A 13,458-nucleotide genomic window follows, 5' to 3' on the forward strand; every position below is an offset into this window, starting at 1 on the left:
GATGTGGCTGGTGCGGGCTCGTTCCGCGCCTGTAAGCCCTCAAACCTTAAACGTAGACGTAAAGGTTACAGTTTGGTCACGAACCAGTGCCCCGACGGTATGACGACCCGGAAGGTCGATCAACCCACGTCGCGGCGTGTCGCCAGCGGGATTGCCCCGATCCCGGGGGCCTGGCCCCAGCGGCCACACCAGCACCAGAAGGCACAGCCGCCCCAGATGCTGGCACCAGCCTCCCACGTCGTTGCGCGCGACCCGCCGCCGGGGCCGGTTCGGCACGCCCGCTCACCGTCAAGGCGACCGTCAGGGTGACGGCACCACCGTCAGCGCGTGACCGGGGAGGACGGGACGCTCACGTCGATCGTCGACCCCGGCTCGGGAAGCAGGATCGTGACCAGCGCAGCCTTGCGTTCCCCGTCACCGGCGCCGCCCCAGACGACGGTCTTGCGCTTGTCCCCCTTGGCCTTGACGGTGAAGGAGACCTGGTCGGCCGCAGACACGGAGACGCCCGAGACGACAGAGCGCAGTGAGGGGTCGAGGGAGCCGAGCGCCTGCAGCGCAGCATCCACGCCCGCCTTGGTGACCTGCGCCGCGCCGGAGCTGACGAGCGGCACCCCCTTGGGAGCCTCGCCCACGGTGCGGAAGGCGACGCCCTCGCGGTCCACGACCTCCACCTCACCTCGAGGGTTGCGCACCGCCAGCACGGCGACGCGGGGCGTGACGTGGATGACCACGGTGTCGGGCAGGCTCCGGCTCACCGAGACGGTGCTCCAGGCCATGTTGGCGAGGAGCCGCTGCGTGACGGCCTCGGTGTCCACCTGCATGAGCGGGCCGCCGAGAGGCACCCGCGCGACGGAGCGCACCTGGGCCACGGCCTGCTGCCCCACCCCGGTGACCTCGACCCGAGAGGCCCGGAGGACCCCGCTGAACCAGCCGAGCCAGGCCACAAGGCCGGCGACCACGAGCACGGTCACGGCGACCGCGGCGAGCAGACGAGGTCGTCGACGAGCAGCAGCCGCACGGCGCTGGAAGCGGCTGCGTGACGAGGCGAGCCCGGTGCCCGCCACACGCCGCCGGGCCGTGCCCTTCTCGAGCGTCACGACCGGTCACCACCCAGGATGCGCAGGACCTCGGGGCCGACCATCGTCACGTCTCCGGCGCCCACCGTCAGCACGAGGTCCCCGGGTCGCGAGAGGTCGGCCACCCGCGAGGCGACGTGGGCCCATGACGGGACGAAGTGCACCTCGGCCGCAGGCCGGGCAGCCGTGACGGCGTCGGCGACCAGGCGCCCGGAGACGCCGGGCATCGGGTCCTCGCGGGCCGCGTACACGTCCATGACGACGACGACGTCGGCCGGCGCGAGACCGGCCCCCAGCTCGGCGGCGAAGTCGCGCGTGCGGCTGTAGAGATGCGGCTGGAAGACGACGACCAGCCGGCCGCTGTCACCGACGAGCTGCTTGGCGGTCTCGACGACGGCCGCCACCTTGCCGGCGTTGTGCGCGTAGTCGTCGACCACCACCACTCCGCCCGCCTCCCCCTTGGGCTCGAACCGGCGACGCGTGCCGGTGAACGAGGCGAGGCCGGCGAGGACACGCTCGGGGTCCTGGTCCAGGCCCCGCACGGCTGCGGCGTACGCGGCAGCGGCGTTGAGGGCGTTGTGCCGCCCCGGCACCCCCAGGGTCATGCGGCGGGTCGTGCCTGCGTCGCGGACCGTCGCCGACGAGGTGACGCCGTCCTGGTGGTGGTCGCCGAGCAGGACGTCCGATGCCGGGTCGAAGCCATAGGTGACGACGCGTACGCCGGCGCTGCGGGCGCGGTCGACGAGTGCGACGGCGCCTGGGTCGTCGGCGCACGTCACGAGCAGGCCTCCGGGCCGGATCGTGCCGACGAAGGCGTCGTAGGCCGCCTGCACAACCTTGAAGTTCGAGTAGAAGTCGAGGTGGTCGGGCTGCACGTTCGTCACGATTGCCACCTCGGGGTGGTAGACGACGAAGGAGCCGTCGCTCTCGTCGGCCTCGACGACGAACACGTCGTCGGCCCCGTCGTGCGCGTTGGTCCCGTGCTTGGCCAGCTCCCCACCGACGGCGAAGGACGGGTCGAGGCCGCAGCCCTGCAGGGCGACGGTCAGCATGGAGGTCGTCGTCGTCTTGCCGTTGGCCCCCGCGACGGCCACCGGCCTACGGCCCCGCATGAGCGCGGCCAGGCCCTGCGCACGGTGCAGCACCGGGATCCCGCGCTCGCGCGCCGCCACCAGCTCGACGTTGTCGTCCCGGATCGAGGAGCTCATCACGATCGCGTCCGCTCGCTCCTGGTGGGCCTCGTGGAATCCCACCCAGACTCCCGCGCCCTCGCTCTCCAGGGCCTTGAGAACCGGCACGTCCTTGGCATCGCTGCCGGTCACCCGGACGCCCCGGGCAAGCATGATGCGGGCGACGCCGGACATGCCGGCACCCCCGATGGCGAGGAAGTGGACGCGGCCCAGGTCGTCGGCATCGGGCACCGGCGCCCGGAAGTCGAACCGGGCTGCGGCGAACGGGTCGTCGACCGAAGGGGTGTGTGGAGTCTGCGTCACGTGCGGGTCCTGCCTGCTGCGGCCTGGTCGACCAGGTCGGCGAGCGTCTCGTCGGCGGCCGGCTCGCCCAGACGGCGGGCGGCCTCCGCCATCCGCGACACACGCTCGGAATCGGTGGCAAGCGGCAGCAGCTCCGCGTCGATCCACTCCGGGGTGAAGGCGGAGTCGTCCACCAGCACGCCACCGCCCGCTGCCACGACGTCCGCTGCGTTGAGGCGCTGCTCGCCGTTGCCCACCGGGAGCGGCACGTAGACCGCCGGGAGGCCGACGGCCGTCAGCTCGCACACCGTGTTGGCACCGGCGCGGGCGACGACGAGGTCGGCGGCGGCATACGCCAGCTCCATCCGGTCGGCGTACGGCACCACGACGTAGGGGGCACCGTCCGCGGGCGCATCGGGCGCGAAGTCCTTGCCGAGGCCGGTGACGTGCAGCACCTGGACCCCGGCTCGGCTGAGCTCGGCCACCCGGGACCGGAAGGCGTCGTTGAGCCGCTGCGCGCCGAGGGACCCGCCGGTCACGAGCACGGTCGGCCACTGCGGACCGAGGCCGAAGTGCTCCAGTGCCTGGAGCCGCGAGGCCGGGCGGTCGAGCGTCGCGACCTCCCGGCGCAGCGGCATGCCCACGCGCTGGGCACGAGCCAGCGACGTGCTGGAGAAGGTTGTCGCGACAGCGCTTGCCCAGCGGGCGCCGAGGCGGTTGGCCAGGCCCGGACGGGCGTTCTGCTCGTGGACGACGATGGGGACGCGGCGGCGCCGGGCCGCGAGGTAGGCCGGCGTGCTGACGTAGCCGCCGAAGCCGACGACCACCTCGGCGCCGGTCTCGTCGATGGCGGCACCGGCCGCATCGACCGCGGCCTTGAGCCGGGCGGGCAGGCGAAGCAGGTCGCCGCTGGGTCGACGCGGCAGCGGCACCTTGGGCACGAACCTGAGATCGTAGCCACGGGCCGGGACGAGGCGTGCCTCGAGCCCTTCACGGGTGCCGAGCGCGGTGACCCGCAGGTCGGGGTGGCGGCGCCTGAGCGCGTCGGCGAGGGCCAGCAGCGGCGACACATGGCCGGCGCTGCCTCCCCCTGCGAGCAGGACGGAGGTGGGCGAGGACACGGGGATCACCGGTTTCTGCGACGTTGCGGGACGGAGCGGACGCGCGACGGCAGCACGGACAGCGACCGGCGCACGAGGCTCGGGCGGGCGTCGAGCAGGGCCTTGCAGCCGGGCTCGTTGCGCGCGAAGGAGAGCAGGATGCCCAGGGCGACCAGGGTCGTGACCAGCGACGACCCTCCGGCCGAGACGAGCGGCAGCGGGACACCGATCACGGGGAAGAGACCGATGACCGCACCGATGTTGATGATGGCCTGGCCGAGCAGCCACGCCATGATGCCGAAGCCCGCGATGCGCACGAAGCGGTCCTGCGTGCGGGTGACGAGGCGAAAGCAGGCCCAGGCGAGGATGCCGAAGAGGAGCAGGATCAGGAGGGTCCCGGGCAGCCCGAGCTCCTCGCCGATGATCGCGAAGATGAAGTCGTTGTGCGCCTCGGAGAGCCACTCCCACTTCTCCTTCGAGGCACCGAGCCCCACCCCCCACCAGCCACCGTCGGCCAGCGCGTAGAGGCCGTGCACCGACTGGCCGCACCAGCCGTCCGGATCGGCGTTGCAGGCGGGGCTGAGCCAGTTGGCGATGCGGCTCGTGCGGTTGCTGCTGCCGGTCACCATGAGGGCGACGCCGAGGACGGCGAACCCTCCGGCGATGCCGAACACCCGCTTCGGCGCGCCGGCGACGAGAAGGACCGCGGCGACGATGACGAGCACGACCATCGCCGTGCCGAGGTCGTGCCCTGCGAGGATCAGGCCGATGACGACAGTCGCGATGGGGACGAGGTAGGGCAGCGCGACGTGCAGCATGCTCGCCATGCGCGTGGACTTGTTGGCGAAGATCACGGCGCCGACGAGCACGAGCCCCACCTTGGCGAACTCGGCCGGCTGGAACTGGACCGGCCCGATCGCGAGCCAGTTGCGGTTGCCGTTGACGCTCCTGCCGAAGGGGATCACGGCCGCGAGCAGCAGCACGGACACGACCATGGTCGGGAAGGCGAGACGCTTCCACGACGCCACCGCGACGCGGCTTGCGATGCCGGCAGCGACGGCGCCGACGACCGCGAAGAGCAGCTGGCGCAGGAAGATGGTGTAGGACGCCTCGTCGGCGAGCAGCTGCTCGACGCTGGAGGCCGAGAAGACCATGATCAGCCCGAAGACGACGAGCGTCGAGGTGGCGCCGAGGATCAGGTAGTAGGTCGTCAGCGGCGACTCGAGCTTGCCGATGACGGGCAGCGACCGGTGCCCGGACGCCGCATCGGCCGTGCCCTTGGTGCCGGCGGCGCCTGCCTTGCCGCCGTCAGCGGTGGTCGTGCTCACTCCAGCCCTCCGTGCGCCTCCCGGTGCCGCCGGACCGCCTCCTCGAAGGCGTCGCCCCGGGCCCCGTAGTTGGTGAACATGTCCATGGAGGCGGCCGCGGGCGCGAGCAGCACGACATCGCCCGGCTGGGCCAGGCGGGCGGCCTCGCTGACGACGCGGTCCATGACTCCAGTGTCGGTCTCGGGCAGGTCGACGACCGGGACATCGGGGGCGTGTCGGGAAAGGGCCTGCGCGATCTGGTCACGGTCGGCGCCGAGGAGCACGACGCCTCGCAGCCGCGAGGCCATCTCCTCCACGAGGCCGTCGACGTCCGCGCCCTTGAGCAGGCCGCCCGCGACCCAGACGACCGAGTCGAAGGAGCGGATCGCCGCTGCTGCCGCGTGAGGGTTGGTCGCCTTGGAGTCGTTGACGAACCGGACGCCCTTGACGGTCGCGATCTCGGCGATGCGATGCCGATCGGGACGGAACGCCCGCAGACCGTCGCGGACCGCGAGGGGACCGACGCCGTAGGCCCGGGCCAGCGCCGCGGCCGCCAGGGCGTTCGCGACGTAGTGCGGAGCGACCGAGGGCGCGTCGCCCTGCAGGTCGGCAATGGTGCACAGCTCGGCGGCGGAGCGCTGGCGCTGCTCCACGAAGGCGCGGTCGGCCAGGACGTCCTCGACGACGCCGACCATGGACGGCGCAGGGATGCCGGTGGTAAAGCCGATGGCGCGACAGCCCTCCACGACGTTGGCCTCCATGACCAGCTGCTCGGTCTGGAGGTCGGCGACGTTGTAGATGCACGCCAGGTGGGTGTTCTCGTAGATCTTGCCCTTGGCCCGGAGGTACTCGGCGTAGCTGCCGTGCCAGTCGAGGTGGTCTGGAGCGACGTTGAGCACGGCCGACGCGACGGCGGACACCGACCGCTGCCAGTGCAGCTGGAAGCTGGACAGCTCGACCGCGAGGACGTCGTAGGGCTCGGGATGCAGCACGGCCTCGAGCAGCGGCGTGCCGACGTTGCCGGCCGACGTGGCCCGCAGGCCGGCGTGGCGAAGGATCGAGGCGAGCATGTTGACGGTGGTCGTCTTGCCGTTCGTGCCCGTCACGGTGAGCCAGGGGGCGGCGCCCTCCTTCGCGCGCATCCGCCACGCGAGCTCCACCTCACCCCAGACGGGTATGCCGGCGGTCGCCGCCGCGAGCATCAGGGGGTCGTGCGGCGGGACCCCCGGCGAGGTGACGACCAGCTCGGTGCCGGCGGGCGGCTCCGAGACGTGCTCCGGGCCGAGGCGCACGTCGACGTCGAGGATCTCGAGGATCGTGGCGCGCTCGCGGATCGCGTCGGTCTCGTCACGGGAGACGGCCGTGACCCGTGCCCCGCGGTCGGCGAGCGCGTCAGCGGCTGCGAAGCCGGACACCCCGAGGCCGACGACGAGCACGTTGATGCCCGACCAGTCGGCGTCGCGGTGGGTCAACCCTTCCCGCGGCTCGTAGAGCGGGTCGTAGCTCACTGGGACCCCACCACCCACTCAGCGTAGAAGACACCGAGGCCGAAGGCGGCGAAGAGTCCAGCGATGATCCAGAACCGGACGACGACGGTCACCTCGTTCCATCCGACCATCTCGAAGTGGTGGTGGAGCGGTGCCATTCTCAGCACCCGTTTACCGGTGGTCTTGAAGGAGGCCACCTGGGCGACGACCGACAGTGTCTCGAGGACGAACATGCCACCGAGGATGATGAGCAGCATCTCCGTGTGGGTCGTGATGGCAAGACCGGCGAGGGCGCCGCCGAGGGCCAGCGAGCCGGTGTCGCCCATGAAGATCTTCGCGGGGGTGGCGTTCCACCAGAGGAACCCGAAGCAGGCGCCCATGCCGGCGGCGGCGACGAGGGCGAGGTCGTGCGAGTCGCGCACCTCGTAGCACTTGATGCCGGGGTTGGTCTGGCAGTTCTGGTTGTAGGTCCAGATGCTGATCAGCACGTAGGCGCCGAAGACCATCGTCGAGACGCCGGTGGCCAGGCCGTCGAGGCCGTCGGTGAGGTTCACGCCGTTGGACGCGCCGGCGATCATGACGTTGGCGAAGATGACGAAGAGGATGACCCCGACGACGGTGCTCCCGCCGAGGGCGAGGCTGATGTTGGTGTCCCGCACGAACGAGACGAGCAGCGAGGCGGGCGTGCGGTACTGCTCGTTGGGGAACTGCAGGGCCAGGCCGGCGAAGGTGATGCCGACGAGGGCCTGCCCCAGCAGCTTCTGCTTCGAGCGCAGGCCGAGGCTGCGCTGCTTGCTGATCTTGATGAAGTCGTCGAGGAACCCGACGAAGCCGAGTCCTGCGGCGAGGAAGAGCACGAGCAGCCCGCTCGCCGTCGGCGGGTTGAGCGTCAGCAGGTGGGCGAGGAAGTACGAGCCGACCATCGCCGCCAGGATGACCGCGCCACCCATGGTCGGCGTGCCGCGCTTCGTGTGGTGCGAGGTCGGCCCGTCGTCGCGGATGAACTGGCCGTAGCCGCGCTTGACGAGGAACTTGATGAACAGGGGGGTGCCGAACAGCGAGATGAGCAGCGAGATCGAGGCCGCGAGCAGGACACCCTTCACCGGCGGGCCGCCTCTCCCGAGGTGGGCGGGACCGGTGTGTTGGTGTCGGTGCCACCCTCGCGGGCGAGCCGGTCACCGAGCCAGCGCAGGCCGCTGTCGCGGCTGGACTTGAGCAGCACCACGTCGCCCGGGCGCACGCGAGCGGTGAGCAGCTCGTGCGCGGCGTCGGGGTCGCGCACCCACTCCGAGCCCTCGACCGCGTCGGCGATCGGTCGCGCGCCCTCGCCGACGGCCACGACGTGGTCGAACCCCAGCGACGCGGCATACGCCCCGACGCCGGCGTGCTCGGTGTCGCTCTCGAGGCCGAGCTCGAGCATGCCGCCGAGCACGGCCCACCGCTCCCCCGTCACGTGCATCGCGGCAACGGCGTCGAGGGCGGCCCGCATCGACTCCGGGTTGGCGTTGTAGGCGTCGTTGACGACGACGACCCCGTCGGGCCGGTCGGTGATCTCCATCCGCCAGCGGCTCACGGCCTCAGCGGCGGTGAGGCCGGCCACGACCTGGTCGAGCGACAGCCCGAGCTCGAGGGCGGCCGCGGCGACGGCGAGGGAGTTGCCCACGTGGTGGGCGCCGCTCTGGCGCAAGGAGACCGGCTCGCTGCCTTGCGGACAGACGAGGGTGTATGCGGCCCTGCCGCGCTCGTCGAGCGTGACGTCCTCCGCGCGGACGTCCGCCTCGGGCGCGAGCCCGAAGAGCTGCACCCGGGACGCGAGGCCGGCCGCCATGCCCGCGACGGTCGCGTCGTCGGCGTTGAGGACTGACAGGCCCTCGGCCGGGACCGCGAGCGGCAGCTCGGCCTTGGCGCGCGCGATGTTCTCGCGTGAGCCGAACTCGCCGACGTGGGCACTGCCGACGTTGAGGACGATGGCGACCTGCGGCGGCGCGATCCGCGTGAGGTAGGCGATGTGGCCGATCCCCCGGGCACCCATCTCGGCGACGAGGAAGCGCGTGGTGGGGGTGACGCGGCACACCGTCAGCGGCACGCCCACCTCGCCGTTGAGCGAGTTGGCGGGTGCGACCGTCTCGGCGACGGACGACAGCACCGAGGCCAGCAGGTCCTTGACGCTCGTCTTGCCCGACGAGCCGGTGATGCCGATGACCCGCAGCTCGGGGGCGCGGTCGACGACGGCGCGCGCGAGCTGCCCGAAGGCGGTCTGGACGTCGTCGACGACGACGCACGGCAGGTCGGCGACGACGCGGGAGGTGAGGGCGGCGACGGCGCCCGCTGCCGCGGCAGCGGCGACGAAGTCGTGACCGTCGGCCGTCTCGCCGATGCGCGCGACGTAGAGGCCGCCCGGCCCGCACTCCCGCGAGTCGGTGCTCACGGCGCCGTCGACCAGGACGCCGTCGGGATCGGCGGTGCCGTGGACCTGCCCGCCCGTCACGTCGCGGAGCTCGCTCAGGGACATGGCGATCATGCCGTCACCCCCGACGAGGTGGCGGCTGCGAGGGCGGCGCGCACGGCGTCGCGGTCGTCGAACGGGTGCTTCACTCCGTGGATCTCCTGACCCTTCTCGTGTCCCTTGCCGAGCACCACGACGGTGTCGACAGGGCGGTCCTCCCCCGTGGCGACCACCGCGAGTGCGATGGCTTCGGTGATGGCGCTCGAACGGGTGCCACCGTCGATGATCTCGCTCGCGCCGGCTCCGGAGCGGACCGCATCCCGGGCCCCCGCGATGACGACGGCGCGGATCTCGGCGGGGTCCTCGGAGCGCGGGTTGTCGTCGGTGACCACCACGACGTCCGCCCGACGAGCGGCAGCGGCCCCCATGGCGGGTCGCTTGCCGCGATCGCGGTCGCCGCCGGCGCCGAGCACCGCGATGAGCCGTCCGGGGGTCGAGTCCCGCAGGGCGGCGAGGGCGGCGTCGACGGCGTCCGGCGTGTGGGCGAAGTCGACGACGCAGCGGGGGCCGTCCGGCCCGCCCGGCGCGACGACCTCCATGCGCCCGGGCACGTCGGGGGCCACCGACATCGCGGCCTCCACCTCCCGCGGGTCGAGGCCGAGGCGCAGCAGCGCGAGGGCGGCGAGTGCCGTGTTGGCGATGTTGAAGTGACCGGGCAGGTGCGAGACCAGGGTCAGGGACAGGCCGGTCGAGCGCTCGCGCAGCATGAAGGAGTCGGCGCCCGACTCGACCAACCAGTCGGCGCCGGGGCCAGCCTCAGCGCCCGCCTCAGGGCCGGCGACGGCGGTCGTGGCCAGCGTGGTCGTCGGCACGGTCGCCTCCGCGGCGAGGCGCCGGCCCCAGGCGTCGTCGACGCACACGACGCCGGCCCGGGCCCGCTGCGGGGTGAACAGGGACGCCTTGGCCTCGAAGTAGTCGTCCATGGACGCGTGGAAGTCCAGGTGGTCCTGGGAGAGGTTGGTGAAGAGGGCGACGTCGTAGACGACGCCGTCGACGCGGTGCAGCGCCAGGGCGTGGCTCGAGACCTCCATGACGCACGCGTCGAGGCCGCGCTCGTGCATGACGCCCAGGAGGGCGTGCAGGTCGGTGGCCTCGGGGGTGGTGCGCACAGATTCGACGCGCTCCTCGCCGATGCGGGTCTCCACGGTGCCGATGAGGCCGGTGCGCTGGCCGTGGGCCCGCAGCGCCGACTCCACGAGGTAGGCCGTGGTCGTCTTGCCGTTGGTCCCCGTGATGCCGAGCATGGTGAGGGCCTCGGACGGGTGCCCGTAGATCTCGGCCGCCACGTCGCCGAGAAGACCGCGCGGGTCGTCGGCCACGATGACGGGCACGCCGGTGCCTGCCGCGGCGGCGCGGGGACCGGTCAGCTGTGCGAGGCCGGCCGCGTCGGTCAGCACGGCGGCGGCCCCGGCGGACACCGCGTCGTCGACGAAGCGTGCGCCGTGGAGGTTGAAGCCCGGGAGGGCCGCATACAGGTCACCGGGCAGCACGGCCCGGCTGTCGAGCGTCACGCCCGTGACGCGGACGTCGGGCACGCCGCCGGCGTCGCCGGTGCCCGGCGACGTGCCGGGCGCTGCAGCGAGCGCAATCCTGCCGGCCCCGATCCGGGTCCTCAGGTCGCGAAGGAGCACGCCCGACGTGGTGGGGCGGAGGGGGGAAGGTGACACGTCATGCCAACTTACAGGCCATCCCCCTTCGCCCGCGCATTGCTGATGACCTCCGGGTCGTCGGGCGACAGGGGCTTGTCGGCCCACACGTGGTAGTCGAGCGTGGACTTCGGGCTGGGCGGTGCGCCGGTGCGCTCGAGCAGGTAGGACATCACCTGGTTGAAGACCGGACCGGCCAGGGCGCCGCCGAACATGCCGGCGCTCGGCTTCTGGATGAAGACGGCGACGACGTACTTCGGGGCCTCGGCCGGTGCGAAGCCGATGAAGGAGGCGGTGAAGCCGTTGTAGCGCTTCAGCTTGTCGTCGTAGCGATCGGCGGTGCCGGTCTTGCCGGCCACGCGGTAGCCCTTGATCCGGGCCGCGCTGGCGGTGCCGTTCTCGCCGGTGACCTCCTCCATCATGCGCGAGAGCTTGACAGCCGTGTCCTCGGTGACGACCCGGCTCGACGTCGTGGGCGCGGACGGGATGAAGGTCCCGCTCTCGTTGACGGTGCCTTCGACGAGCGACGGCGGTACGCGTACGCCCTTGTTGGCGATGGCCTGGAACACGCCGGCCTGCTGGATCGCGGTCACGGCATACCCCTGGCCGAAGAGGATCGTGTAGCGGCGCGTCGACACCCAGTCCTTGGCCCCGGCCAGCAGGCCGGCGGACTCGCCGGGGAAGCCGACCGGCGTCTTGGAGCCGATGCCGAACTTGCGGTAGTACGCCTCCATGACGGCGGGTGACACCCGTTCGCCGATCATCATGGTGCCCATGTTGGAGGACTTGGCGAGCACCCCGGTGGCCGTCATGTTCTCGACACCGTGCGGCTCGTTGTCCTTGAACGACGTGCCGGCGCGCGGCAGCCGCGGGGGCACGATGACACCCGTGTCGGGCGTGATGACGCCCTGCTCGAGGGCTGCGGCCATCGTCATCAGCTTGCCGGTCGAGCCGGGCTCGAAGGCGTCGTTGAAGGCGTAGTTGCCGAGCGAAGCCGCCTTCGCCTCCTTGAGGTCGTTCGGGTCGAACGTCGGGTAGCTCGCGGCGGCGCGCACCTTGCCGGTGGCGACCTCGAGGACGACGGCGGTCCCCGACTCGGCCCCGACGGCGGTCACCTGCTTGGCGAGGGCGTTCTGGGCGTACCACTGCAGATCGGCGTCGATCGTGAGCCGCACGTCGCGGCCGTTGGCGACGGGGGTGTCGACGCGCTGGGAGCCGGGGATGATGTAGCCGTCCCTGGCGCGCTCCGCCACGCTCACACCCGGGGTGCCGCGCAGCTCCTTGTCGAGCATCTGCTCGATCCCGCCGCCGGCGCTCTGGTCGTCCGGGCGCACGAAGCCGACGAGCTGGCCCAGGGCCATCGAGGTGGGGTAGATGCGCTGGGCCGTGCGCTCCCCCGTGATGCCGGGGACGCCCAGCGACCGGATCTCGCGGTAGATCGCCGGGTTGACCTCCTTCTTGACGACGACGTAGCGGGTGCCCGAGCGGGTGAACAGCTTGGTCAGCTGCGACGGGGTCATCTGCAGGAGCGGCGCGAGGTCGGCCGCTGCGCGCGTGACGCCGACCTTCTCCCGCTTGCCGTCGACCCGCACGGTGTACTCCGGGATGATCGTCGGGTCGGCGGCGATGGTGAAGCGCTCCACCGAGTCGGCGAGCACCTGGCCGTTCGTGTCGAGGATCTGCCCACGCATGGCAGGCGTCGTGGTCTTGACCGTCCGCTTGAAGAGGGCCGCCTCCTGCGTGGCCGACGCGTCGAAGGCCTGGATGCGCAGCAGCTGCCCGGCAAAGATCGTGAAGACGAACAGGATGGCGACGAAGATGACCCGCGCGCGGCGGCGCGGGTTGGCGCGGGAGATCTTGAGGGGTCGGCGAGGGCCACGGGGCCGTCGGGGCCCACGAGGTCCGCGCGGCGCGAGGGGTCCGCGGGCCGCGCGAGCGCCCTGCTGGCCCCGAGGGGCACGCGGTGCGACGGGGCTCTGCGGCGTCGCGCTCTTCCGGGCCGCGCCGGTCGACGCCGGCCCGCGGCCCCGGCTCGTCGGGGCTTGGCGCGGCGTGCGTTCGGCTGCACCACGGGCCTGCGGGCGGGCGGCGCCGGTGCGCGTGGTCGAGCCCGCCGTCGCACCGGTTGTCGACCCCGGCTTGCGCGTGGCCCCCTGCCGAGCGCGGGTGGCGCCGGACGGGTCGCGGCGGGCACCAGCTGCGGGCGCAGCACCGCGACCGGTCCGTGATGGATCGGTCCCTCGGGTCTGCGTCACAGGATCACCTCGCCGTCGTGTGCTGGGCCTGCCCCGACTGCCCGCGTTGGGCCGACGCGGCCGCACCCGTGGCCCGGCCGGTCGACGCACCGGGCGTCGTGCCAAGTGTGGGCGCTCCGCGGTCCGCGGGCTTGGCACCGGGGGTCGTCGGCGTGGCGGCCCGCGAGGAGGAGGCCGCCGCGCCCGCCTTGGTGCCGGACGCGAGGATCTTCCGGACCTCGTCCGTGACGGCGGGCGGCGTCGGGCTGGTGACGACCGGGAAGGCGTTGTTCTTCGTCGCCGGCTCGGGCTCTCCGGAGACCGTGCCCTTGGACAGGTCGATGTAGCCGCGGGTGTTCATCCGCACCATCCCGATCTCAGCTGCGCTGCGCGCCAGGGCCCCGGTCGCGGAGGCGCGGTCGATCTCCTCCTGCAGGTTGGCGGAGGTGTCGCTGAGGCGAGCCGACTCGCGCTGGAGGTCCCCCAGAACGAGCGATCCCTGCGCCAGGGCGGTGTTGAGCAGGAGCAGCGCCACGAGCCCGGTCGTCAACAGGCCGATGCAGATGGTCGCGAAGGTGCCGTTGCCGGTGTGCGTGATGCTGCTGGGGATGACCCGCAGGGGCGTCGGGG

10 protein-coding genes are annotated in these 13,458 nt (G+C 72.4%); all 10 read right to left on the minus strand.

All coding sequences use genetic code 11. The features are described 5' to 3' along the window. Positions 1-320: 320 nt before the first annotated feature. Positions 321-1,097 carry a cell division protein FtsQ/DivIB gene (locus tag AC3WRT_RS16385; protein WP_492723796.1) on the minus strand — a complete coding sequence of 259 codons (777 nt, stop codon included), beginning with the start codon at positions 1,095-1,097 and terminating at the stop codon, positions 321-323. Continuing rightward, on the minus strand, positions 1,094-2,569 hold the full coding sequence (gene murC, locus AC3WRT_RS16390) for a UDP-N-acetylmuramate--L-alanine ligase (protein WP_492723798.1): 1,476 nt from the start codon (positions 2,567-2,569) through the stop codon (positions 1,094-1,096). The genes AC3WRT_RS16385 and murC overlap by 4 nt, the downstream gene beginning before the upstream one ends. Then, positions 2,566-3,678, minus strand: coding sequence for an undecaprenyldiphospho-muramoylpentapeptide beta-N-acetylglucosaminyltransferase (gene murG / locus AC3WRT_RS16395; protein ID WP_492723800.1), 1,113 nt, complete (start codon positions 3,676-3,678; stop codon positions 2,566-2,568). Before murG ends, murC begins: the two co-directional genes overlap by 4 nt. After that, on the minus strand, positions 3,675-4,976 hold the full coding sequence (gene ftsW, locus AC3WRT_RS16400) for a putative lipid II flippase FtsW (protein ID WP_492723802.1): 1,302 nt from the start codon (positions 4,974-4,976) through the stop codon (positions 3,675-3,677). The genes murG and ftsW overlap by 4 nt, the downstream gene beginning before the upstream one ends. Continuing rightward, positions 4,973-6,463, minus strand: a complete 1,491-nt coding sequence (gene murD, locus AC3WRT_RS16405) for a UDP-N-acetylmuramoyl-L-alanine--D-glutamate ligase (protein WP_492723804.1) — start codon at positions 6,461-6,463, stop codon at positions 4,973-4,975. The genes ftsW and murD overlap by 4 nt, the downstream gene beginning before the upstream one ends. Beyond that, positions 6,460-7,545, minus strand: coding sequence for a phospho-N-acetylmuramoyl-pentapeptide-transferase (gene mraY / locus AC3WRT_RS16410; RefSeq protein WP_492723806.1), 1,086 nt, complete (start codon positions 7,543-7,545; stop codon positions 6,460-6,462). Before mraY ends, murD begins: the two co-directional genes overlap by 4 nt. Further along, the gene (locus AC3WRT_RS16415; RefSeq protein WP_492723808.1) at positions 7,542-8,963 is read right to left on the minus strand and encodes a UDP-N-acetylmuramoyl-tripeptide--D-alanyl-D-alanine ligase; all 1,422 of its coding nucleotides are present in this window, start codon (positions 8,961-8,963) and stop codon (positions 7,542-7,544) included. The genes mraY and AC3WRT_RS16415 overlap by 4 nt, the downstream gene beginning before the upstream one ends. Next, positions 8,960-10,615, minus strand: coding sequence for a UDP-N-acetylmuramoyl-L-alanyl-D-glutamate--2,6-diaminopimelate ligase (locus AC3WRT_RS16420; RefSeq protein WP_492723810.1), 1,656 nt, complete (start codon positions 10,613-10,615; stop codon positions 8,960-8,962). The genes AC3WRT_RS16415 and AC3WRT_RS16420 overlap by 4 nt, the downstream gene beginning before the upstream one ends. A gap of 11 nt (positions 10,616-10,626) precedes the next feature. Then, positions 10,627-12,849: a peptidoglycan D,D-transpeptidase FtsI family protein gene (locus AC3WRT_RS16425; protein WP_492723812.1), complete on the minus strand. Its 2,223-nt coding sequence runs from the start codon at positions 12,847-12,849 to the stop codon at positions 10,627-10,629. Between the two features lie 4 nt (positions 12,850-12,853). Then, the coding region (ftsL, locus tag AC3WRT_RS16430; protein ID WP_492723814.1) for a cell division protein FtsL at positions 12,854-13,458 on the minus strand (605 nt) is incomplete at its 5' end.

It is taken from the genome of Terrabacter sp. FW104-15G4B, assembly GCF_058790095.1.

Coding starts and splice junctions, on each gene's coding strand:
- AC3WRT_RS16415 (WP_492723808.1), bottom strand. CDS start 8,963: ATGATCGCCATGTCCCTGAGCGAGCTCCGCGACGTGACGGGCGGGCAG.